Here is a 21,144-nt window from a genome sequence, read left to right on the forward strand (position 1 = left end):
GTGGAAGGAAAAATGGAGATGGAACTTAACTCACTGGTAAGATATTACGCCGGATTATCTTTTAAGGTGGTGGGCGTGCACCATTACACCATAAAACCCAATACGGTGCATAATCAAATGACTGCTCCCGTTCCCGGATTTCTGTTTCCCGTGTCGGGAAAGGCTCAGTTCAAATTCAACGGTACGCCATACATAGTGCGTCAGGGAAATGTTATCCATGGTGGACCGGACATGTATCTTGAAAAAAAAGTGCTGGGCAGTGAAAAGTGGGAATACATCTCCGTCTTTTACGAAACAGAGGGGAAAAAACAGAAAGACTTTACGCCATCCGGTAAGGATTTTGAGCTGGTGACAGGTCAGAGTCCGCGGCTGATCGATCTTTTGTGGCGTTTATGGCGGGCTTATAACCAGCCGGGAGCTATTTCCGCTTTTCGCACCGAGATGCTTTTCAGATGCGTGCTTGAGGAGGTTTTCGTTTGTGCCGGCAACCGCCAGAGTGACGGCTCACTTGGTCTTTTTGAACATGTCTCTTCTTATATCCATGAACACTACATGGATGTTCTAAGCGTGCGGAAACTGGCAGAGCTGAACGATGTGAACGAGAACAGGCTGTTTTATGTTTTTACTAAATTTTCGGGCATGGGACCTGCCGACTATATAACCCAGTACCGTCTCAACAGGGCGAAAGAACTTCTGATAACCACTGACGGAGCTGTCGGCTGTGTCGCGAAGAGTGTCGGTTATCCGGATCAGCTGTATTTCAGCAGGATATTCAGAAAGCGCATAGGTGTTTCGCCAAGCGGACTGCGTGAGCTGTTCAGGAATAATCCATGTGCGTTTCAGGATGGGGCGATTCCCATGAAGAGCGCTCTTTGATATCATGACTGCGGAGAGATAATGAATAAGTTTATTATTGCGGCGGTTCTGCCGCTGATCATACTGATTGCTGGCTGTACGAAAACTCATACCAAAAAGAAAGATACCGTTCAGACGAAAACGATCGTTGATGATACGGGAAAATCCATCACCGTTAAAGCGGATGTGCAGAGAATAGTGATACTTCATGCAATGTATCTGGAATATTTTTTTGCACTGGGTAAACCTCCGGTTGCTTCAACGGGTGCGTCTGCTGGCAATGCCGTTGACGTTATAAACGCCGCAGAAACATTAGAACCTTACAGAAATACTGCGGATATAATAGATCTTGGCAGCGCCCGCGAAATAAACGCCGAAGCAGTGCTTGCGGCGAACCCCGATGTTATTGTCACATTTAAAGGACATGCCGGCAGAGTATATGACAGACTGGTGCAGATTGCTCCGGTTGTTCAGATAGATTTTTACGCCCCGTGGCAGCACCAGACAAGACTCTGCGCTCAGGTTGCCGGCAGAGAGGCATTCGCCGAACAGTTTATAAAGGAGACTGAAGACGTTATAGCCTCCGCCGCAGAGAAGCTCTCCGCACATAAAGACAGGACATTTGCAATGTTCCGCACCGATGGAAAGACACTTGTTACAAGAGCGGATAAAGACTATTACGCGCTTTTCGGATTATCAAAACCGAAGGGTTACCCTGATGAGTACTCACCTGTATCAATCGAATCGGTTGCAGAAATGAACCCAGACTATATTGTTTTTCAGGACAGCACTGCGAGATCGGACGCGTATGCTTCATTTCTCGGAAGTATGTCCGTCTGGCGTTCACTTGATGCAGTCAAAAACGGCAGGGTCTTCTATTTCGACGATTCCTTCAATTCATTCGGACCGCTGGCTCTGCGCCTTACCGCCGAAAATCTTTTAAAGGTATATTCCCGTTGAGAAAATTCCTCTTATCATTTTCCGTAATTGTTTCAGGGATGGCTGTTCTTGTCCTGCTGATGTTTCTATCGGTTTCAGGCGGCAGTTCCGATATCCCTTTTGCCGTGGTGTGGTCGGCGCTGTTTCACTTTGACCCGTCCGACATGCGGCATCTCGTAGTGACTGACCTGCGTTTGCCTAGGGTTGCTGCCAGTGCGCTTGTGGGTGCGGCACTGTCTGTTGCAGGTGCCGTTATGCAGGGAACCACGGGCAACCCCCTTGCGGATTCGGGACTTCTGGGACTTAACGCAGGGGCAGGGTTCGCCGTTGCACTCTGTTTCGCTTTCATCCCGTCGGCAGGATATGTTTATATCGTCATGGCATCCTTTGCGGGAGCGGCTTTCGGTGCGTTTGCCGTTTATTCTGTGGCTTCCATGCGCAAAGGCGGAGCGTCCCCCATGCGGCTTGTTTTAACCGGGGCGGCGGTGACAGCTCTTCTGGCGGCTCTTAGTCAGGGTATAGCTTTGTATTTCAACGTCGCGCAGGATATCATGTTCTGGACTGTTGGCGGCGTTGCAGGTGTCGGCTGGAATCAGGTTGCCGTACTTACGCCATGCATACTCGCCGCACTGGCAGTATCCATGCTGATATCCCGCCATATTACAGTCCTCAGCCTCGGCGAAGATATTGCAAAGGGGCTTGGGCTTAATGTGTTCACTGTCAGGCTGGCATCGTTTATATGTGTGACTTTGCTTGCAGGCGCGTCGGTTGCTGTTGTGGGCGCTGTGGGTTTTGTAGGTTTAATATTCCCGCATCTGGCAAAATTTATCACAGGTGCGGATTATCGACGGATAATTCCGGTCTCGGCGGTTCTCGGCGCTATTATGATGGTGCTGGCGGATTTTGCATCCCGAACCATTAACCCGCCCGCAGAAACTCCGGTGGGTGCTTTTGCTGCGCTGATAGGCGTTCCGTTTTTTCTTTATCTCTCGCGTAAACAGAAGAGGGCGGTCTGATGTCAACCGCCTGTCAGGTATATAAAAGAAAAGTGTATATGCGCAATACTGCCGTGGCATCGGCGGGCATTCTGCTTCTGCTGGCGGCGCTTGTGGTCAGCATGAACACAGGATATACCAGACTTCTTCCGTCGGATACTTTCAGGATACTGTTCGGCGGCGGTACGGATGCTGAAAATCTTATACTGTTCCAGTTCCGGCTGCCTCGTGTTGTGCTGGCGGCAATGGCAGGTGCGGGGCTGGCGCTTTCCGGCTGTATCATTCAGGATATTTCAAAAAACCCGCTGACTGACCCCGGACTTCTGGGGATCAACGCAGGAGCCGGACTAGCTGTTCTGCTTTACGTACTTTTTTTCGGTACAACAACTTTCATGGCGGTGTTCACCCTTCCCATACTCGCTTTTGCTGGTGCAGGTGTCACTTCCGTTCTGATATATCTGCTCGCTTTTAAGGCGGGCGAGGGAACTTCACCCGTTCGGCTTATCCTGACAGGTATCGCTGTTCAGGCGGGGATTTTTGCCCTGACGACAGTGCTGGTCATAAATCTTGACGAGACACAGTTCGATTTCGTTGCCATGTGGCAGGCGGGAAGCATATGGGGTTCCGGCTGGAAATATGTGCTGGCGCTTCTGCCGTGGCAGGCGGTTCTTATACCTTTTGTTATTTACAGGTCGAGGATGCTGGATGTTCTGAGCCTTGACAGCAGTGCCGCGTGCAGTCTCGGTGTCGCTGTTGAGAGGGAACAGAGGATTCTGCTCGCATGTGCAGTTGCTCTTGCGGCTTCATGCGTGGCTGTCAGCGGGAATATAAGTTTCGCAGGGCTGATAGCGCCACATATGGCGAGGCGGCTTGTGGGTCCACGTCATACGGTTCTTCTGCCCGTATGCGCTCTCACGGGAGCCGTTATTGTTTCGGCGGCGGACACTTTTGCAAGGGTCATTGTTCAGCCTTCGGAAATTCCCACAGGAATAGTCACCGCAGTGATAGGCGCGCCGTATTTCATATGGCTGATGACGAGAAAGTAAGGAGCCTTGTTTATGAACAGCATCACCACCGAAAACCTGAGTGTTGCATATGAGGAGAAGCTTGTCGTTGATGAGCTTGATCTTAACATACCCAAAGGAAGGGTCACTTCCATCATAGGACCTAACGGATGCGGCAAATCCACGGTTCTTAAAACCATCGGACGCATCATGAAACCTAAGAACGGAATGGTATATCTGAACGGAAAGGACATAAGCGACCTTTCGACAAAAGAGATAGCCAGAAAGATGGCTATTCTTCCCCAGTCACCGCAGGCTCCTTCGGGTCTGACGGTGGGTGAACTGGTCGCATACGGCAGATATCCGCACCAGAAAGGGTTCGGCGTTCTTAAACCTGAGGACAGAAAGGTAATTGAATGGGCGCTCGAGGTGACGAAACTCAGCGACCTTGAGACCACAGCGGTTGACAACATGTCCGGCGGACAGAGGCAGAGGGTGTGGATTGCCATGGCGCTGGCTCAGCAGACCGACCTTATCCTGCTGGACGAGCCGACAACTTATCTGGACATGTCATATCAGCTTGAGGTGCTTGAACTGCTTTACAGGCTGAACCGCGAACAGAACTGCACAATAGCCATGGTTCTGCACGATCTGAACCTTGCAGCACGCTTTTCAGATCACATGATCGCCATACGGGGCGGGAACATAATGAAATACGGCACACCGGAAGAGGTTATGACAGCGGAAGTTTTAAAGAAAACCTTCCGCGTACATGCGGAGATAGTCACAGACCCCCGTTCGGGACGACCGGCGTGTATATCATATGACCTGATAAGGGACGAAGGAGATTCAGTATGAAAAAAATAGCTATCTACGGCAAGGGTGGGATAGGGAAATCCACCACCGTATCAAATATATCTGCGGCAATGGCTTCAATGGGGCTGACAGTGCTTCAGGTGGGGTGCGACCCGAAAGCGGATTCGTCAAGAAACCTGACAGAAGGACAGAACATCCCCACGGTTCTTGAGGTGCTGAGAAAGAAGGGCGACCCCGAACTAGAAGATCTTGTGGTAAAGAGTACCACAGGGGTCTACTGCGTTGAATCCGGCGGTCCCATACCCGGTGTGGGCTGTGCCGGACGGGGTATTATCACTGCATTTGAAAAACTGGAGGAGCTGGACGCTTTCGGCGTATATCAGCCGGACGTTGTTATGTACGACGTTCTGGGCGACGTGGTTTGCGGCGGTTTCGCCATGCCTATCAGGGGCGGTTATGCGGATGACGTCTGCATAGTGACGTCCGGCGAGATGATGTCACTCTATGCCGCAACGAACATATCCCACGCAGTGCGCAGTTTCGGAAAACGGGGCTATGCCTCTCTGCGCGGACTGATTCTGAATGCGAAGAACTTTGAAGGCGAACAGGAGCTTGTGGACAAGGCGGCGGCGGAGATAGGCACTCCCGTGCTTTACAGAATGCCTAGAAACCAGCTTGTTCAGAAGGCGGAGGCGGACGGCAAAACAGTTATTGAGGCGTTTCCTGATTCTGATATGGCAGAGCATTACAGAACCCTCGCAAAGCTGTTGCTGGATGGCGGCGAAGATGTTTGATCATTTAAAAAAACTTTCAGCAGTGAAATCCGGCAACGGTATAAAATTTCTTTCTCCTGCGGTCTTTCCGGGCAATCACTGCCCCATGAGGATCGCATCTGTGATCGTTGAGGATATTAAGGGGCTTTCATCCCTTCTGGTTGGTACACCTGAATGTGCCACCCACTCAAGACTTTTCAGCCCATTGCCGGAAGGCAGACACGGCGAACTGCACTGGCTTTATGTTATAGATTCCAACGAAGTTGTGTTCGGGTGCCGCGAAGGCATTATGGACGCTCTGCGCAAAATGGACAGAGCGGGCGCTGAGGCGATTCTCATAATAGGCACCTGCATACCGGAGCTTATCGGCGAGGATATGGAGGGGCTGATACACGAGATACAGCCTGAGCTGAAGGCAAGAGTTGCGTTCGTTATGCTCGGTCAGTTCAAGAACGTAAGCTATCCGCCAGGTTCATGGAAAACCATGGAGGCTATGGCATCACTGATGGACAGCGCCGGAAGGGACGGCATGAGGGTAAACATTCTGGGCAGGTCGCCAGTTGAGGAGCATATCCCGAGACCCGCCTTACTGGATCATCTGGAATCGGCAGAGCTGAAACTGAGATATCTTGCGCCGGGAGCATCTCTGGATGATTTCAGACAGGCTCCGGATGCTTCGCTGAACATAGTTCTTTCGCCGTTTGCCCAGCCTTTGGCAGTGCGTATGGAGAAGGACTTCGGCACTCCCTTCATAGCTTTGCACGATAAATACGACCCAGCGGAGATTGAGAAGGCATATGCAGACATAGCCGATGCGGCTGGATTCAGCTGGAACGGTGAGTTTGATGCGGAAAAGCTCGGGGCTGAAAACCTGCAGGCGAAAGCTGCTGAAAGGCTCAAAGGGATGAGTTTTGTATTCTCCCAGAGAATAGACATGCCTGTTCCGCTGGCGGGTTATTTCACAGGGCTTGGTATGGAGCCTCTGCTTCTGCACCTTGAAGAATATTACCCTGCCGACAGCGTACATGTGAAGAAAATAAAAGATGCCGGACACGACCCGCTCGTTTGCCGGATAACGCATATAGCCGAAGATGAAAAGCTCATAAGGGAGCTTAAACCGGATGTCTGCTTCGGATATTTTCAGAAAACCGATATACAGTGCGTTTCGGATATGTATGATTTTTACGGTCAGACCGGATACGGGCGCACCGTAAACATTCTTAAAAGGATTTTTGAAGTTACAGGGGAATAAAATGGGTCTTCTCAGGTTTAAACCGATACCGTCCGGCAGAATGGGGACGCTCTGGACGCTTTCAACTATAAAAAACGCCGCACTGGTGGAGTTCGGCTGTATGGGGCATATGCTTTACAGCGGCGTGACGCTGAAACACGGAGGAGTAAACGACCTTTGCAGACTTTATTCAACCCACATAGACGAAACGGACATAGCTCTGGGCGGAACAGATCGGCTTGAGCATACAGTCGCAGGCGTTATAAAAAACGACAGCCCAAAGGTCATTTTCTTCCTGCCGTCCGCCGTGCCGGAGGTCATCGGAACCGATCTGCGCGCGCTTTGTGACGAGCTGCAGCAGGAACATCCCGAGGTTAAGATGATTCCTTTCGGGCAGGGCGGATTTAACGTTTATCAGCATGAAGGCATCAAAAACGCCCTGCTGACACTTGTTAAAAGTATCCCCGCTGAAACGGAAAGGACACCTGAACCCTCTTTTAACATAATAGGTTCCTGTGCCGACCTGTTCCGTTTTCAGGCGGATGCACAGGAGACCGTTCGGGTTGTTGAGGGTGCTTTCGGAATGAAGACGTTGTGCGTGCTGACATCCGACACCTGTGTTGAGGATATTGAACGCATCGGTTCGGCACATATAAACCTCGTGATCAGACGTGAGGGCGAGGCGGCGGCTAAATACCTGCAAAGGAAATACGGAACGCCGTATATTCTCCACCGTCCCTACGGGATTGACGGAACTGCCGAATGGCTTGAGAGAATAGGCAGGATGCTTGGAATAAGCCCCGCAAAGGAGTTTATTGAAGCGGAAAAAAGTATTGCCCGCAAAAGGCTTGAACCGGTCATGCCACATTTCAGACATATGGCGAGGGCGCATCAGGAGGATGTTACGCTCCATCTCGGCGCTCATGCTGATGTTGTTGGCGGCATACTGTCTTTCGGATGCCGTGAGCTCGGATTTCATAAAGGCATCTGCTGGTGCGACAACCCCGATATGGGGACTGATGAGCTGCCTTATTACTCAGAAGAAAAATGGATTTCCGCCGTTGAGGGACTGAAAGACGGACTTTTCATGTCCAGCGGCGAGATATTGGAATGGTCGGGGAGAAGCCTGTCAATGCAGATATCATATCCTGACAGGTTATGGCATCTGCACCCGTTTGAGCCGCCATTCATGGGCTTCCGCGGTGCCGTTAATCTGGCGAATCTCTGGATAAACTGCAATATCGAGCGCTGGTAAAATATCTTTTTTGTTTTCAAAAGACTGTTTTTGCGCCGTTTGAATGTTTTATTTCGGGAAATGATATTTTGCGGCTGGTGTCTTCTGTATTATTCACGGAAATTATCAGGAGGCAGTTATGAAGAGATTTCTTTTTTCAGTTTTTCTGTTGTCGGGCATAGTCAATGCCTCGGCACAGGAAGAGCTGGTTATTGACCAGATAAACGTCACCGCGCAGAAATATGAAGAGAAACAGTATAAAACGCCTTTGAGCATTGATGCGTATGACGAAGCCGACATATCATCTAAGGATGTTTCGGAACTTAAGGATTTATCAAATTACTCGGCAAATGTGCACATCAAGTCAGATAACGTCGGCAACTCGGTTGTTATAAGAGGTGTCGCGCCCTTCACGACAACCCTTGTAAATCCTGTAGGCGTTTATATCGACGGAGTTGCTCTGCCTACGCTGTTTATGCAGCAGCCGGATTTGAGCGGTGTTCAGAGAATCGAAATCCTTAAAGGACCGCAGGGAACTCTATACGGCAGGAACTCGGAATCAGGTGTTATTAATATCATAACGAAGAAACCGGATAACATTGTAAATGGTTATATATCTGCCGAATATTATGTTTACGATACCGGAGACAACCCGTACGGAACAAAATACAGCTTTGACGTCAGCGGTCCAATGGTAAAAGACAGATTTTTTGTGGGGTTGTCTGCGGTTTTAAACCGTACCGACGGGTATTTTAAAAATATATATAACGGAGATGACAAAGCCGGAGAACTGGACAGAAAGGATCTGACGTTTAAGCTGAGAGCTCTGCCCTCTGCGAAATCAGAGGTATATTTCAGTTCATATTACTACAATGCTGACGATGCCAAAGGAAAATTCAGAGTTCTGGACGGCACATATGCAACGCCGCAATATTCGATAAATTACAATGATAAATATACTCAGAGCTACGACGGCTGGGTGAACAGTCTGAGTTATTCATACGAGCTGAACGGATACACTATCACATCCACAACGGGTTATACTGATTATTCCAGAGAATTTTCAAAGGATTTTGACGGAACCTCTCAGTCGCAAGGGCTTTCGGTGCTTGATCTTGAAGATACCGCTTTAAGTGAAGAACTGAAAATCAGCCGTAAAACAAACAGTTATAAATTCATAGGCGGTCTGTATGCCTTCACACAGGATACAGACACAGTCTTTGAGAAAACTTTTACCAAAGAAAAAAGAACAGCCGATACAGAAAACAAGGGATATGCTGTTTTCGGACAGTTTTCTCCAAGGATTACAGAAAGTTTTTATGTTGACCTTGGACTGAGGATTGAGCAGTCGTCCATAGATTCAGATATGGATTATGCGAAAGCATCCGCTCTTTATAAATTTTCGGACAGCCAAACATACACGCAGGTTCTTCCGAAACTCTCACTGAATTTTGAAACTGAAAGCGGTTTGCTGTACGCATCAGTGGCGAAAGGCTATCTTGCGGGCGGTGTTAACTATAATCTTGCCACTTCCGACGAATCCCTTTTGTACGGTGCGGAACATACCATCAACTATGAACTCGGATATAAAGCGGTTCTCGCTTCCGGAAGGCTGGGTGTTAATGCTGCAGTGTTCTACACAGACATGAAAGATAAACAGGTCAGCCAGGTTATTTCCGGCGAGGCAGGAAATGTAAAGATAAGCAACGCATCGAAAGCGCATGCTTACGGAGCTGAGATTTCAGCCAATTATAAAGCTGCGAAGGGGTTGACGCTGTTCTCTTCAGCCGGATTAACAAAATCTTTTGCAGATGACTGGATTGATTCACAGTATAACTCATCCTCTCAGAAGTATACCTATACCGATTATTCCGGTAACAGACTTCCCACTGTTCCTGAACACACTTTTGACATAGGGTTTGAGTATATACACCCGTCAGGATTTTTTATATCTGGTGATTCTGTTTATACCGGAGGATTTTATTATGATGGTGCGAACAATCTGAAAGAAGGGGCTTATGTTCTCTATAACGCAAGAACCGGATATCTTTGGGATCATATTGAGTTGACGCTATGGTGTGAAAACCTGACGGATACTTCCTATACGGAATCCCAGTCATTCATGAGAGCGACAACAGTTGCGGAAGACGGAAAACCCAGAACATTCGGAGTTAAAATTGCATACAGATACTGATATGAAGGGTTATGTAACCCTTTTAAACGAAATGAACGGATATATACGCTGGCAGCTGATAAGTTCAGCCATTAAACATCATGTGTTTGACCATATTAAAGAATGGACGGTTGCTGGTACAGTTGCAGGAAAACTCGGCGGTCGCACCGACAGAACAGAGATATTTTTGGATGCACTCGTAAGCTGCGGCTATCTGGAAAAATGCTGCGGAAGATACAGAAACAGCAGTCTGAGTGCAAGGTATCTGGTTTCTGATTCAGAAACGTATCAGGGCAGACTGGTGCTTTCTCTTGCATCCAGAAGACTGTACGGGCTTGACGATATAATGTCGCTTATAGCGGCAAAAGATGCCGCAGTTTTTAATCTAGGCAACGAACCGGTGTGGACAGAGGCGTTTGAAAACCTTATCCCTTTTCAGAAAATGGTGGGCTTAAATGCTGTGGAAACTGTTGTTTCCCTTGAGGGACTGAACACCGACGGCAGATTTCTTGATCTTGGCGGTGGTCCCGGATTTATCGGCATATCCATTCTGGATACTTTTCCGTCAATGTCCATGACGCTTTTTGATCTGCCATCTGTTATTGAAATGGCACAGAAAATTCACGGAGACAGGATAAGCTATATTTCAGGGAGTTACTCTAAGGATGATATAGGAAGCGGATACGACCTTATCTGGGCGAGCCGCAGTCTGTATTATGCCGATGATCTCCATGCTCTGCTTTGCAAAATTGCGGGCGCTCTGAATGCCGGCGGATATTTTATATCGGTTCACGAAGGACTTTACAACGAAAAAACACAGCCGCAGGAAGTGATTATCAACAGACTGGGTGTGGCTCTTTCCGGTTCTGACGTTTCCATCAAAATTGGAGAAATTGAGGAAGCAGTAGCCGGAAGCGGCTTGATTCTTGTCGGAAGCAGAATATCCGGTGATTCCGGCGGGGAAGCTGACGTAATTATAGCGAGGAAACCATGAAAATAATTTATACGCTTCTTATAATCGCTGCTGCTGCATACGGTTACTGCGGTGATAAAATTCTGCTTACCGGAACTGCCGTTTACGAAAGCTGTCCGATGATAATGATGCAGAAAGATCCGGAGTTCGTCAGGGCAGGATATTCGGCTGAATTTACAGGATGGAACTCGCCCGATCAGTACAGAGTTGCAGTATCTCAGGGGAAATCCGTTTATGTGACAGTGAGCATGCTTGATTACATGCGCCTTTCAGGGAGAGTAAAGGGAGCGTCGCTGTTATTTGCCGTTGAAAACACACCCATGTGGTTTTTGTCATGCGACAAAGATTTTTCAATGGAAAACATATCCGGAAAAACAATAGCTCTGCCGTTCAGGGGTGATATGCCGGAGATTCTGCTGGATATGCTCCTCGCCGGAAAAGGCGTTGACAGAAAGAAGGTCAGAGTGGTCTCCGCCGGAGGACCAGTTTCATCCGCACAGCTTGTTATGACAGGCAGGGCGGATGCCGTTCTTCTTCCCGATCCGATGGCATCCACAGCAGAGTCCATGTCATTTCAGGACAGCAGGCTCCGGAAACTGGTTAAAAAAATATCAGTTTACGATGAATGGAACAGAGCTTATCAGAAAAACATACCTCTGATTTTCAGCGGCATTGCGGGCTTCAGTACGGACAGCGGGCAGAATTCTCTGTTTCGCAGGCTGTATGTTAAATATGACAGAATATGCAGAGACAATCCGGACAGATCAGTTGATGCGTTTATGGAGTATTTTCCTGCTCTGGACAGGAAATCAGCCGAAAAAATAATGAAAAACAGCCGGGTTAAAGTTTCCGGCGGTTCCATTGAAAACGGCGGAATTAATAAATTCATCGGTCTTATGAAGCGGTATGTTGAAACTGAATATTGATGTTTCTGCAAGAATTGCCGGGGTGCTCCTGCTGTTTCTGGTGTGGAAGTCTGCCTCGGCAGGTATGGGAAGTCTGGTCCTTGCCTCGCCGGAAGATTCGTTTCGTGCCGCATGGAGACTTCTGAACAATGCGGATTTTGTTGAAACCCATCTTGCCGTTACGATATTCAGAATATCCGTATCAATTATTTCAGGGGTGGTTGCCGGAGTTATTCTGGGAATTCTCGGAGGGACTCGCAGACATTTTTTTATTTTCGCTGAGCCTTTCAGGAGAGTGCTTACCAGTATCCCTGGTATAGTTGCAGCCGTGCTGGCAATGCTTTGGTTCGGACTCGGCAGTCTGATGGTCATAGTTCTGAGTACGGTTTTCATCGTCCCCACCGTATATGCCAACGTTGCGGAAGGGATAAGATTAAGCGATGAAAAATATATACAGGTGGCAGAAGTTTTTCAGATACCTGTTTTTTACCGCGTAACAGATATATATATTCCTGCTGTATACTCAGCTCTCTGCGCTTCCATACTCATTGTGACAGGCAACTGCGTGCGACTTGTCATCCTCGCGGAAGTGATGGGAACAGAAAGCGGTATCGGTTTTGTGGTATCGGTTTCAAGGGCAAGGCTGGATATGCCCGTTCTGTACGGCTGCGTGATCATATGTTTCGGGCTGGTCTGGCTGATGGAGTCTGCATCTAAATATCTGCTAAGGAGATGGGGAAGTGTCTGACGATATCTTAAAGCTTGATAATGTCTCTTTCGGTTACGGAGATAACCGTATACTGAACGGGTTCAGCATGAAGCTCGGAAAGGGTGAGTTTCTCGGTATTACAGGCAGAAGCGGAAAGGGTAAAACCAGCCTACTCGGCCTATGCGCCGGACTTCTGAAGCCGGATTCCGGTGAGGTTCTGCGCAATTATGCAAGAGCGTCTTTCGTTTTTCAGAATTACAGACTTCTGCCATGGAAAACTGTTTCGGAGAATATCGTTTTTCCCCTTAAAGGGAGGGTTCCGGACGATGAGTCATTTGAAAAAGCTGAAAAGTACATGCGGATGTTTGAAATCGGGGATGCGTGTGATTTAAGACCTTCGCAGATATCCGGCGGCATGGCGCAGAGAACAGCACTTGCGAGAGCATTGATAAACGAACCTGACATTATTTTTATGGACGAGCCTTTCAGTGCTCTGGACTCAGTTCTGAGGGAAAAAGCAGCAAACCTTGTCCGCTCTTACTGCGAAGAAAACGGATGCTCACTGATGCTTATTTCCCATTTCAGCAGTGATATCGGCATGTGCGGATCAGTTATTTCCGTTTGATCTGCTTCTGAAATTTTTAGGAGAGATACCTTTTGCTTTCAGAAAACAGGAATAAAAATGGCTGGATGAACTGAATCCGGTGTTCATAGCTATCTCAGTGATGCTCATATCCGATTTTGAAAGATAGTTTTCGGCGGTCTTTATTCTTGAATTTCTTATGTAATCGAAAACGCTTGTACCTGTTACGTCCCTGAAAATTCTGTTAAGCTTGGTGTGACTCACTCCAGCCATGCGTGCCAGTCCGCTCAGAGTGAAGTCGGCTGAGTGGTTTTTCTCTATATAGTCCACTATTTCATAGACCGTGTTCTGTTCGGTTCCGGTGGTGTTTGCTGAATGTGTCATAAATTCAGAAACCAGAAGATCAACCGCTGCCGATTGCAGATAAGTACAGGCAGTGCCTCCCGAATATTTACAGGAGAGCATCCTTCTGCACATAAGCTCCGCTGTTTTTTTGAAGCAGTGAGTTTCCATCCCGTCGGCAAGGGCGGAACCTGTGTCCGAGAGAAGTTCGTCCATTTTCTCTTCCGAAACTTTTATGATTATGGCTTCCGAAGAAATGTTTTTCTTTAAAATTTTAGAGATTTTTTCGTCACCGGTTTTAAAAGCGTAGGCGGAACCTTTGGACATGGTTTTTCTGTAAAACCTGTTTTCGGTGAGGATATCAAATAGCCCGTTAAGAACGAATACAAAATTATACACCGATCCGGATTCATAATGAAACGAATCAAAAGTTTCATTTGCAGTGATGCTGCTGTGTGTAAAACACATGCCTTTATCAAGATTCATCCTTCTGATGCGCCCGATGGTTTTGTCATTGTTCGTAACTGTCCACATATTATGCATATCGGAATTGCTTTGCTTTAAGATTGCAGCCATTGTAACGTCCACTAAAGATAATGATAATCATTATCTTATTTTCCGTCGGAAAATTCAAGACTAAAAATCCATCCGGCAATCAGACTATTCTTTTGCTTTGCGAAAACTATAATGGAAATAGTGCTGTCTGGGTTACTCTGGTTAAAGCTTTCTAGGAAATATACCCCCTGTAGGTATGTTTTTATCAAATCGGGCGGAGTCTTTTGGCGGCTCCGCCTTTTTTCGTTGTAGGTTACTGGTTGCTGTCTGGTCTTTTAGGTGGCATTCCGCTGGGCATACATGACAGCGTTGAGTTCATCAGTTTGCAAACGCCTGTAAAGTTCTCTCCGCGCATACCTTTAAAACTGCATGCGGTTCCTTCGGTGAGATTGGCACACGCCGTAATCGCCTCTTTCGGAGGAGCGGGAGGTGTGGAACCGTCAGGCGGCTGTGGCGGATTGTCCGAAGCTATGGCTGAAAATGAGATGCAGAAGAGTGCTAACATGATAGTAATGAGCGATAATTTCATTTTCTTCTCCTTGAAGATCAGTTGAGAGATTATATTCCTTTCGGAGAACAAGTTGACTGTTTTTGTTGTGGCTTAATTATGTAAGTATTTTAGCTTTCAATTAATTCATAATTAGCTGATTTAATTTGCATAAGAATTTCATAGAATTTTTTTACGGAACAACTGTCAGTATAGACAAATAAACCAGCCTCCTTTTGGTTTATGCAGGGCGCATCAGGCAACGGTCAGCCGGATGCGCTTTTTTTTTACGCTATGGGTTTTCAGGCTATTTATTATCCGCCGTCGGGTAGAATCGCCGCCGGCATAGGTCTAATAATCTCTGTGAACTAATAAATTCATTACAGGGATGTCAATAATGAACACTGAAAAAAAGAAACCGAAACGGGGGCTATGGACTATAATGTCCCCTGTTATGGGTGAAATACGCACGGGTGTATTTCTTGGCGGGTTCGCCTCCGCTGTTTCCATAGTCTCTCTGGTGCTGATAGCCTATTCCGTTTCATCCATAGCAGGTGAAAAACCTCTGGTATGGCTTGATCTTTCCGTAAAATCGGCTGTGATACTTCTCATAATAACGACCGCTGCCGCATACATATCCAGAAGCATGGGGTTCAGAACGTCCCATCTTGCCGCGTTTCGCCTTGAAGAGATTTTGCGGACGGAAATATCAGCCCATCTTTCACGCGTTCCGCTTGGATATGTCATAAATAACGGCTCCGGCGCTCTGAAAAAAGTCATGCTTGACGACGTTAAAAATCTTCATGCGTTTGTTGCCGACACGACACCGTTCATAGGCAGAAGCTCCGTGGCACCTGTCGTGTCTATGCTGGTCATGTTCATCATAGACTGGCGGCTGGCGCTTGTTTCATTGTCGGTGCTGGTTGTGGGGGCGGCTCTGCTTTATACGGTGATGCGTGATTCCGTTGAACTCAGGAAAATGTACGACAAAAGTCAGGAGAGCGTTAACGCCGCTGTCATAGAATACGTTCAGGCTATGCCCGTGGTCAGGATATTCGACGACGGCACCAGTTCGTTCCGCAGATTCGGCGAGGCGCTTGAAAACTACCGCGTAGTTCTCAAAAAATGGATAACAGTGACAGGTGTTCCGGCGAAGCTTGGCATGATGGTTTTAAGCCCGCTTCCGACCATTCTGGCTGTGACGGCGGCGGGAATATGGCTGATGAGCAGGGGCTCTCTGGACATGTTCAGCCTTGTTGCGTCCATACTTTTGAGCACCGGAATGTCAGATGCAATGATGCCCCTTATGTGGATATCAAATTTCATAAAAAAATCCGAAGCCAGCGCTTTGCGCATACAGGATCTGATGAGCGTTCCGGAGCTTTTGGAGACGCAAAATCCGCAAAACCCGAAAGATTCGTCTGTGGAGTTTGACAACGTGTCGTTCCGTTATGAGAACAGAGAGGCTTATGCGCTGAAAAACGTAAGCTTTAAGGTTCCGGCGGGTACGGTGACAGCCCTTGTGGGTCCGTCCGGAGCTGGAAAAAGCACCGTTGCCAAGCTGATACCCAGATTCTGGGATGTTGATCAGGGCTGTATCAGAGTTGGCGGAGAGGACGTACGCGAAATTTCCACGGAAACGCTTATGCAGACGGTTTCGTTTGTTTTTCAGGATACTTTCCTTTTCAACGACACGCTGAAAGAGAACATCCGCATGGCAAATCCGTCAGCCACCGACGATGAAGTGGTGAGTGCGGCAAAGTCTGCGCAGATACACGACTTCATCATGTCACTGCCGGAGGACTATTCCACCATGGCAGGTGACAGAGGCGTCCGGCTTTCGGGCGGGCAGAAACAGCGCATCACAATTGCGAGAGCGATACTGCACAACTCCCCCATCGTGGTTCTGGATGAGGCGACAGCGTTTGCCGATCCGGAGAACGAAGAGGAGATAATCAAGGCGCTTGCCATGCTTATGAAGAACAAAACGGTGATAGTTATTGCTCACAGGCTTTCAAGCATTAAGGACGCGGATCAGATAGTTGTGTTCGACGGCGGAGAGGCTGTTGAAAAAGGGCGTCATGACTACCTTGTGAATCTTGGCGGAGTATATGCGCGTCTCTGGCGCAGTTATGAAAACGCGCAGGCGTGGGATCTGCACAGGAACGGAGGCGGCAATGGAAGCAAATAACAGATTTCTCACAGTTTACGAAACATATAAAGAAGCACAGCAGATATGCGGTGCGCAGGCTCCGAAATACCGCAGAAGCGTGAAACTCTTCATTATTGCCTTTACGGCGCAGGGGTTTTCTTTCGTGTGTTTTCTGCCTCTGATGTTTAACCTTTTCTCGGAAAAAGGCAATTACGATAAAGCGTGGCTCTGGCTTGGGCTTATGGCTCTGTGTATGGCTGTTGAGGTTGCATGCCGCTGGTTCGCACATAATTTCGATTATTCCGGCACAATTGTCGAGGTTACGCACAGCCTGCGGAGCAAGCTGGGCGCAAAACTCCGGTTCATGTCCCTTGAAAAGCTATACAAATACCGCACAGGAGATCTGAATTCGGTGTTTTCGGCTAACGTTGACGAATCTGTCATGCATATCGGTGTGATAGGTTCGCTCCTCATACAGATAATCCTTGTTCCTCTGCTGGTGATAATAGCAACATTCGTGGTGGACTGGCGGCTGGGGCTTGCGATGGTAATCATAATGCCGCTCGGCATACCGATTTATAAATGGCGCAGGAGGACAAACCGCGAGGAAAAATATGAGACAGTTCAGGCTCACGCTGACGTTGAATCAGATATCATCGAATACACTCAGGGGCTTACCGTTTTAAGAGCAGTAAACTGTACCGGCGCCAAGGCTCACAGGCTTCAGACGTCAGTAAAAAAACTGAGAAGAGTTCAGTCTGAGGGACTTGTCAAAGGTTCAGTTCCCTCTATGCTCCTGACCTCGCTGGTTGAACTGGGACTTCTTGCGATACTTATTCTGGGCGGTTTTTTCGTTAAAAGCGGAAGTCTGCATGTGTACGTTCTGGCGGGACTTCTGATAGCTGTTGCGCGTTTTGCGGAACCCATAGCTCTTTACATCAACGTCACCACGGTTTTCGACACAGTGCAGTCTGCTTTTGAAAGGATACGTTCCGTTCTGGGTGCAAAAGAACTCTCTGTCATTGAGGGCGATAAAACGCCGGAAGGATATGATATCGAATTCAAAAACGTTACCTTTGCATACGACGGCGAGGAGAAACCCGCAGTTGAAAGGGTTAGTTTCAAAATTCCGTACCGCTCACTTACAGCTGTTGTGGGACCCTCCGGTTCCGGTAAAACAACTATAACAAAGCTCATAATGCGCTATGGCGACCAGTCGGAAGGCGTTATAACATTCGGCGGCGCTGATATCCGCACCATGGAGCAGTCCGCTCTGATGAAAAATATATCCGTTGTCTTTCAGGACATCTATCTGTTTGACGACACCATTATTAACAACATCCGCATGGGCAGACCCGAAGCCACTGACGAAGAGGTCAGGCGCGCGGCTGACGCGGCATACTGCCATGAGTTCATAACCAGACTTCCCGATGGTTACTACACCAGAGTGGGGGACATAGGCGGAAGTCTTTCCGGCGGCGAACGCCAGCGTATCAGCATTGCCAGAGCAATTCTGAAAGATGCACCTGTGGTTATACTGGACGAACCGACCGCTGCTCTGGACACGGAGAGCGAAGAGGCTGTTCAGAAAGCGGTTGACGTTCTTGTCCGCAACAGGACAGTGATAGTGATAGCCCACAGGCTTTCAACCATAAAGGCTGCCGACACCATTCTTGTTGTTGAAAACGGCAGAGTGGCGGAACATGGAACCCACGAACAGCTTATTGCACAAAAGGGCAGATATGCAGACATGTGGGAAGCACAGCAGAGGAGCAAGAATTGGAATCTTGCTTCGGGAGATATCAATGGATAATAGAAAAATACCTGTGAGAAGTCTTCTTCTGATAGGTTCGCTGTATCTCACACAGTATATGGGCTTCAGCTTCTTCCTTGAGGCGCTGGTCGCCATCATGCGTAAGAACGGAGCCTCACTCCAGTCCATCAGCACGATATATCTGCTGGGCGTGTTCTGGCTTCTGAAGTTTCTCTGGGCGCCTGTGATAGACAGATTTTCACCTGTTAAAAGATGGAAATATAAAGGGTGGCTCCTTCTGTTCCAGATAGCGATGGCGGGTGTTTTTATCTCCACGGCGATGTTTGACGTCATAGATGATCTTAAGCTGGTCGTTGCAATGGGGATGCTGATGGGATTTTTCTCATCAACACAGGACGTTGTTGCCGACGCACTTGTTTACAGACTGCTCCCCATAAGTGAAAGGAGCATTGGCAATGCAGTGAAAACAGCCGGAACAATGCTCGGCTGGATGCTTGGCAGCGGTGTAGGACTTGTCGTTTATACTCATGTCGGTTGGGTCAGCTGTCTGTATATCCTTGCCGGGGTGATGCTCATTTCGTTTATACAGATTCTGTTCTTTAAGGAACCGGAATTCACTGTCGTAAAACAAGACGAAACAGGATACTGGAAATACTTCGTTCGTTTCTGGGGCAGCGAAAGACGTTCTTACTGGCTTGTCATACTGATAATTTTCCCCATGGGCTACACCTCCACCCACGCACTTATGACCCCTGTGCTTGTGGACAGCGGATTGCGGCTTGACGTGATAGGTCTTGTTGTCAATGTCATGGGAACGATCGTAGGGGCGCTATCGGCATTCCCGTCGGGGTATCTGCTGAAAAGATTCGGCAGAAAATCCGTTCTCATGGGACTTTCAAGCGTGCACGCAGTGGTGGCACTGCTGCTTTTTCTTCCGCTTTCGGTACACAACAGCCCTGTGCTGTCCGCTTTGTGCGTATTTATGATAATGGGCGCGGCAGGTCCTGCGGCAACGGTCTTTTATATAATCATGATGGAATACGTTTCCGATGAAAAACCGGCAACGGATTTTGCTATGCAGCACAGTATATATCTGTTCATCAGCTTCTTTTCCGGGTCGGTGGCTTCCGCATTTGCGGGGAAATACGGTTACGGAGCTGTGCTGATTTCCGTTTCCGTGATGTCGCTGATATCAGTTATTACTCTTAAGGGGTTGTATCACCCTGTTGTCAAAAAAGAATTACATTCTGCGGAACTTGTTCCGACAGAACAGTGAGGTGGAGAATGAGTAACAAAAAAATCATTAAACCCTTGATATTCGTAAACATACTTTGTGTTGCCGCTATGATGTCTTTTCTTGCAGTGGTGGGTCCCATCGTGCGCGAGCTCGGGCTTATGGAATGGCACGCGGGTGTCTCTGTCGCCCTTGCGGGGGTGCTTTGGATTCTTACGGCGCGCTTCTGGGGCAGAAAAAGCGATTTTAAAGGCAGAAAACCCATTCTCCTGTTGGGTATATCCGGCTTTGCCGTCTCTTATCTGCTCCTTTCCCTGTTCATAAGTTTTGCGGTGAAAAATCCGCCTGCGGTGATAATTTCCGTGCTTCTTCTGATAGGTACGAGAGGGCTGATAGGAGCTTTCTATTCTGCCATTCCGCCTGTTTCTGCGGCGCTGATAGCTGACAATACAGAGCCGGATAAAAGAGCCTCTATGATGGCTGTTCTCGGTGCTTCAAACGGCATCGGGATGATAATCGGTCCCGCAATGGGCGGTGCGCTGGCTGTACTGGGGCTTGCCGTGCCTCTTTATGCGGCGGCTTTCATGCCCGCGTTGGCGGCGGTGACTGCATATTTTGTTCTGGAGCGGGACAAGCCTGCGCAGGCACAGAGAGCAGAAATATTAAAGATAACCGACAACAGACTCAGACTGCCTATGGCGGCAGCGTTTCTGACAATGTACAGCGTTGTCACCTCACAGGTTTGTCTGGGATTCTATGTGATAGACAGGCTCGGACTTGATATGACAGCGAGTGCGAAGGTCACAGGTTTTGCACTTTCATGTATCGGTTTTGCTTTCATAGCCGTTCAGATTGTTGTTTCCAAAGTGCGTGGAGTAACGCCGAAAACGTGGCTTAAGGCTGGTGCATCAGTTTCCGCCATAGGTTTTCTGCTGGTGTCTCTGTTCGCTTTTACACAGTTTTCGCTTATTGTCGGGTTCTGTGTAGCCACTGCCGGAATGGGAATGATATTTCCCGCTTTTCAGGCGCTTGCTTCCAATGCCGTTTCAAAATCGGAGCAGGGTGCGGCGGCGGGAACGGTTTCGGCGGCACAGGGAATAGGCATCATAGCCGGTCCGCTTTTAAGCACGTTGTTTTACGGCATAGACCCTTCTCTGCCTTTCTTTGCTGCTGTGGCTGCGTTTGCCGTTCTCACTGTTTATTCGTGGAAGAGCCGCGAGGTTGTTTATACCGAAGAGCTGACCGTCGATACTAACTGATATAAAAAAGGCTCCCCGAGGGGAGCCTCAGATTGTTGACAAACGCCATGTAATTGCAATTACATGGCGTTTTCTGTTATATTATGTGATGCTTAAAGAGACAGAAGACCAATTTCAAACAGAACTCTATCTTAACATAGATGACCTTGTC

19 protein-coding genes are annotated in these 21,144 nt (G+C 48.2%); 17 read left to right on the forward strand and 2 right to left on the reverse strand.

The features are described 5' to 3' along the window. Positions 1-12 precede the first annotated feature (12 nt). From LRY47_RS06770 to LRY47_RS06830, 13 genes are all read left to right on the forward strand, one after another. Positions 13-876, forward strand: a complete 864-nt coding sequence (locus LRY47_RS06770; protein ID WP_366043400.1) for an AraC family transcriptional regulator — start codon at positions 13-15, stop codon at positions 874-876. Positions 877-897: 21 nt separating this feature from the next. Beyond that, complete coding sequence (locus LRY47_RS06775; RefSeq protein WP_295223635.1) at positions 898-1,815, forward strand: ABC transporter substrate-binding protein; 918 nt, start codon at positions 898-900, stop codon at positions 1,813-1,815. A 38-nt stretch (positions 1,816-1,853) separates the two neighbouring features. Beyond that, positions 1,854-2,810 carry an iron ABC transporter permease gene (locus LRY47_RS06780; RefSeq protein ID WP_295223636.1) on the forward strand — a complete coding sequence of 319 codons (957 nt, stop codon included), beginning with the start codon at positions 1,854-1,856 and terminating at the stop codon, positions 2,808-2,810. After that, positions 2,810-3,835, forward strand: coding sequence for an iron ABC transporter permease (locus LRY47_RS06785; RefSeq protein ID WP_295223637.1), 1,026 nt, complete (start codon positions 2,810-2,812; stop codon positions 3,833-3,835). The genes LRY47_RS06780 and LRY47_RS06785 overlap by 1 nt, the downstream gene beginning before the upstream one ends. A 12-nt stretch (positions 3,836-3,847) precedes the next feature. After that, positions 3,848-4,651, forward strand: a complete 804-nt coding sequence (locus LRY47_RS06790) for an ABC transporter ATP-binding protein (protein WP_295223638.1) — start codon at positions 3,848-3,850, stop codon at positions 4,649-4,651. Then, a complete protein-coding gene (locus LRY47_RS06795; RefSeq protein ID WP_295223639.1) occupies positions 4,648-5,403 on the forward strand; it encodes a nitrogenase iron protein NifH in 756 nt (251 codons plus the stop codon). The genes LRY47_RS06790 and LRY47_RS06795 overlap by 4 nt, the downstream gene beginning before the upstream one ends. Beyond that, on the forward strand, positions 5,396-6,634 hold the full coding sequence (locus LRY47_RS06800; protein ID WP_295223640.1) for a nitrogenase component 1: 1,239 nt from the start codon (positions 5,396-5,398) through the stop codon (positions 6,632-6,634). Before LRY47_RS06795 ends, LRY47_RS06800 begins: the two co-directional genes overlap by 8 nt. Before the next feature lies 1 nt (position 6,635). Then, positions 6,636-7,868: a nitrogenase component 1 gene (locus tag LRY47_RS06805; protein ID WP_295223641.1), complete on the forward strand. Its 1,233-nt coding sequence runs from the start codon at positions 6,636-6,638 to the stop codon at positions 7,866-7,868. A gap of 118 nt (positions 7,869-7,986) precedes the next feature. Further along, a complete protein-coding gene (locus LRY47_RS06810; RefSeq protein WP_295223643.1) occupies positions 7,987-10,041 on the forward strand; it encodes a TonB-dependent receptor in 2,055 nt (684 codons plus the stop codon). After that, positions 10,025-11,014 (forward strand): methyltransferase, encoded by a 990-nt coding sequence (locus tag LRY47_RS06815; protein ID WP_295223644.1) that lies wholly within the window; start codon positions 10,025-10,027, stop codon positions 11,012-11,014. Before LRY47_RS06810 ends, LRY47_RS06815 begins: the two co-directional genes overlap by 17 nt. Next, positions 11,011-11,919: an ABC transporter substrate-binding protein gene (locus LRY47_RS06820; RefSeq protein ID WP_295223646.1), complete on the forward strand. Its 909-nt coding sequence runs from the start codon at positions 11,011-11,013 to the stop codon at positions 11,917-11,919. Before LRY47_RS06815 ends, LRY47_RS06820 begins: the two co-directional genes overlap by 4 nt. Next, entirely contained in the window at positions 11,900-12,646 is a 747-nt protein-coding gene (locus LRY47_RS06825) for an ABC transporter permease subunit (protein WP_295223647.1), read from the forward strand. Before LRY47_RS06820 ends, LRY47_RS06825 begins: the two co-directional genes overlap by 20 nt. Then, entirely contained in the window at positions 12,639-13,232 is a 594-nt protein-coding gene (locus LRY47_RS06830) for an ABC transporter ATP-binding protein (RefSeq protein ID WP_295223649.1), read from the forward strand. The genes LRY47_RS06825 and LRY47_RS06830 overlap by 8 nt, the downstream gene beginning before the upstream one ends. Here LRY47_RS06830 and LRY47_RS06835 read toward each other — a convergent pair. Together LRY47_RS06835 and LRY47_RS06840 are read right to left on the reverse strand one after the other, a co-directional pair. After that, positions 13,215-14,108, reverse strand: a complete 894-nt coding sequence (locus LRY47_RS06835; protein WP_295223650.1) for an AraC family transcriptional regulator — start codon at positions 14,106-14,108, stop codon at positions 13,215-13,217. The two genes, LRY47_RS06830 and LRY47_RS06835, sit on opposite strands and share 18 nt — an antisense overlap. 232 nt (positions 14,109-14,340) lie before the next feature. Next, a complete protein-coding gene (locus LRY47_RS06840) occupies positions 14,341-14,616 on the reverse strand; it encodes a hypothetical protein (RefSeq protein ID WP_295223651.1) in 276 nt (91 codons plus the stop codon). A 355-nt stretch (positions 14,617-14,971) separates the two neighbouring features. On the opposite strand from LRY47_RS06840, the gene LRY47_RS06845 reads away from it, so the two are divergent. From LRY47_RS06845 to LRY47_RS06860, 4 genes are read left to right on the forward strand one after another with little or no spacing between them, the layout of a single operon-like run. Further along, entirely contained in the window at positions 14,972-16,765 is a 1,794-nt protein-coding gene (locus tag LRY47_RS06845; RefSeq protein ID WP_295223652.1) for an ABC transporter ATP-binding protein, read from the forward strand. After that, positions 16,752-18,539 (forward strand): ABC transporter ATP-binding protein, encoded by a 1,788-nt coding sequence (locus tag LRY47_RS06850; RefSeq protein WP_295223653.1) that lies wholly within the window; start codon positions 16,752-16,754, stop codon positions 18,537-18,539. The genes LRY47_RS06845 and LRY47_RS06850 overlap by 14 nt, the downstream gene beginning before the upstream one ends. Further along, positions 18,532-19,776 (forward strand): MFS transporter, encoded by a 1,245-nt coding sequence (locus LRY47_RS06855; RefSeq protein WP_295223654.1) that lies wholly within the window; start codon positions 18,532-18,534, stop codon positions 19,774-19,776. Before LRY47_RS06850 ends, LRY47_RS06855 begins: the two co-directional genes overlap by 8 nt. Before the next feature lie 8 nt (positions 19,777-19,784). Beyond that, the gene (locus LRY47_RS06860) at positions 19,785-20,993 is read left to right on the forward strand and encodes an MFS transporter (RefSeq protein ID WP_295223655.1); all 1,209 of its coding nucleotides are present in this window, start codon (positions 19,785-19,787) and stop codon (positions 20,991-20,993) included. Positions 20,994-21,144 lie beyond the last annotated feature (151 nt).

The sequence above is a fragment of the Seleniivibrio sp. genome, assembly GCF_021209385.1.
Lineage (GTDB): Bacteria > Chrysiogenota > Deferribacteres > Deferribacterales > Geovibrionaceae > Seleniivibrio.

What these genes read in the sequence shown, in the direction of transcription:
- LRY47_RS06785 (WP_295223637.1), top strand. Translation starts at nt 2,810, where the DNA reads ATGTCAACCGCCTGTCAGGTATATAAAAGAAAAGTGTATATGCGCAAT.
- LRY47_RS06840 (WP_295223651.1), bottom strand. Translation starts at nt 14,616, where the DNA reads ATGAAATTATCGCTCATTACTATCATGTTAGCACTCTTCTGCATCTCA.
- LRY47_RS06860 (WP_295223655.1), top strand. Translation starts at nt 19,785, where the DNA reads ATGAGTAACAAAAAAATCATTAAACCCTTGATATTCGTAAACATACTT.
- LRY47_RS06855 (WP_295223654.1), top strand. Translation starts at nt 18,532, where the DNA reads ATGGATAATAGAAAAATACCTGTGAGAAGTCTTCTTCTGATAGGTTCG.
- LRY47_RS06820 (WP_295223646.1), top strand. Translation starts at nt 11,011, where the DNA reads ATGAAAATAATTTATACGCTTCTTATAATCGCTGCTGCTGCATACGGT.
- LRY47_RS06810 (WP_295223643.1), top strand. Translation starts at nt 7,987, where the DNA reads ATGAAGAGATTTCTTTTTTCAGTTTTTCTGTTGTCGGGCATAGTCAAT.
- LRY47_RS06845 (WP_295223652.1), top strand. Translation starts at nt 14,972, where the DNA reads ATGAACACTGAAAAAAAGAAACCGAAACGGGGGCTATGGACTATAATG.
- LRY47_RS06825 (WP_295223647.1), top strand. Translation starts at nt 11,900, where the DNA reads ATGTTGAAACTGAATATTGATGTTTCTGCAAGAATTGCCGGGGTGCTC.
- LRY47_RS06795 (WP_295223639.1), top strand. Translation starts at nt 4,648, where the DNA reads ATGAAAAAAATAGCTATCTACGGCAAGGGTGGGATAGGGAAATCCACC.
- LRY47_RS06850 (WP_295223653.1), top strand. Translation starts at nt 16,752, where the DNA reads ATGGAAGCAAATAACAGATTTCTCACAGTTTACGAAACATATAAAGAA.
- LRY47_RS06790 (WP_295223638.1), top strand. Translation starts at nt 3,848, where the DNA reads ATGAACAGCATCACCACCGAAAACCTGAGTGTTGCATATGAGGAGAAG.
- LRY47_RS06780 (WP_295223636.1), top strand. Translation starts at nt 1,854, where the DNA reads ATGGCTGTTCTTGTCCTGCTGATGTTTCTATCGGTTTCAGGCGGCAGT.
- LRY47_RS06775 (WP_295223635.1), top strand. Translation starts at nt 898, where the DNA reads ATGAATAAGTTTATTATTGCGGCGGTTCTGCCGCTGATCATACTGATT.
- LRY47_RS06805 (WP_295223641.1), top strand. Translation starts at nt 6,636, where the DNA reads ATGGGTCTTCTCAGGTTTAAACCGATACCGTCCGGCAGAATGGGGACG.
- LRY47_RS06835 (WP_295223650.1), bottom strand. Translation starts at nt 14,108, where the DNA reads ATGGCTGCAATCTTAAAGCAAAGCAATTCCGATATGCATAATATGTGG.
- LRY47_RS06770 (WP_366043400.1), top strand. Translation starts at nt 13, where the DNA reads ATGGAGATGGAACTTAACTCACTGGTAAGATATTACGCCGGATTATCT.
- LRY47_RS06800 (WP_295223640.1), top strand. Translation starts at nt 5,396, where the DNA reads ATGTTTGATCATTTAAAAAAACTTTCAGCAGTGAAATCCGGCAACGGT.